The 1,624-nt window shown below is 68.8% G+C and carries 1 protein-coding gene; it reads right to left on the reverse strand.

What is annotated here, in order from left to right:
* Positions 1-146: 146 nt before the first annotated feature.
* Complete coding sequence (locus ACWDV4_RS30705) at positions 147-1,544, reverse strand: IS1380 family transposase (RefSeq protein ID WP_449986002.1); 1,398 nt, start codon at positions 1,542-1,544, stop codon at positions 147-149.
* Positions 1,545-1,624: the final 80 nt, after the last annotated feature.

The following is a 1,624-nucleotide window of genomic DNA, read 5'->3' on the forward strand; positions in this document are numbered from 1 at the left end:
CCTCGGTCTTTCACTTGAGCGTCGACTCATAGTTGGCGCTCGATGAACGGCGATTCGGGTGTTTAGAGAGGTTCTACCGGTATGCCGAGGGCCCGGCGCTGGGCCGGGTTCCTCCGTTGAACGTTGGTCGGGCGTGGGGGTGTGGGTCAGCCGGCGGGTCGGGGCAGTGCGGCGAGCCTGTTGAATGCGCTGGTGAGGGCATCGGTCCAGGGCCAGTTGGCGGCGATGGCCAGGCGGGTCCGGCGGGCGGTGCGGGTGATCCGGGCGGCGACGTGCAGGAGCCGGTAACGCAGTTTCTTGGGTTCGGCGGTGGCGAGGTCGCCGTCCAGGAGCAGGGCTTGGGTCCAGGCGAGCAGGTCGATGCCGGTCAGGGCGAGTTGCAGCCAGGCCTGGTTGATCGCGAACACCCGGGACGGGAACCGGCCGAAGCCGGTGGTTTTGCCGGTGCGGATGCGGTCTTCGACGCGGGCGTGCGCCCGGTGCCGGGCCTCCAGGTGCTGGATGCTGCCGCCGCCGGGTGGGGTGTCGGTGGCCACGACTTGATGCCGCCAGCCTTCGATGGTGTCGAACAGCGACAGTTGGGCGCCGGGGTGCGGGCGTTCCCGGCGGACGAGGAACCGGGTGCCCTCAGGCCAGCCGGCCGCGTCGAACAGGCCGGTGATCTCGCAGACCTGCGCGTGTTCACGCAGGTCACCATCGTTGTCGACGGCGGGGACCCAGCCGGTCGCAGCCCGGATCGCCTCACGTACGGGTTCGGTGATCGCGGCACCGACGGAGAACCGGATGTCGAGGTGCTGCTCGCGCAGGCCGCGGATGTGGGCGAGGAAGCCGTGACTGGAACCAGCCGAATCGGCACGGAGCAGGATCGGGGTGCCGTGCCGGACAGAGTCGGGGATCTGCGCGAGGGCCTGGTCCAGGATCGTGATGTGGTCGGTGGTGGTGTTGGATCCGGCTCGGCCTTCACGTAGCAGGCCGGCGAGGGCTTCGCCGGTGTTGTCCAGGAAACACAGCAACGGGTGGAACCCGAACGTCTTCTTCCAGGTACGGGACGCTGCTTCCTTCTCCGAATGGCAGATCACGATCGTCGCGTCGATGTCCAGGACCAGACCCTCGACCTGCCGGCCGGCCACCATCGGCTGCGGCAGCCCACCTCGGACCTCGGCGTGCTGAGCCCAGGCGACCTCACGGGCGTGTGCCCGGGCGGCGCGCAGGTCGGCCAGCATCGGCTCGTCCAGTCGGGACAGCATCCGCCACGCGGTCGGATCGGAGGCGATCGGCCCGAACAGGGCGGGCTGGTTTCTCAGGACTGCCAGATCGGCGATCGCCTCACCGCCGTCGGCGAGCATCACCGCCAGATCCACGGCGATCCGGCCCGGATCGTGCCCGCCCTGCCGCTGCCGCAGCCTGGCCAATGCCTCACCGAACGCGCTGGTCAGCCCGGTAGCGTCGGCCAGGTCGGCGAGCAGCCGGGCACCGGCGTGACCGACTACGCCCCGCCCACCACCGGTCACCATGATCTTCGGACGTGTTGCGGTAGCCTTCACTCAGCAAGTGCCTTCCGTGGCGGGTGAACAGGACTCTCGACAAGCCCTATTTTCCCTGATCAGAAGGCACTTCTTCGTTT

Source organism: Micromonospora sp. NPDC003197 (genome assembly GCF_053590565.1).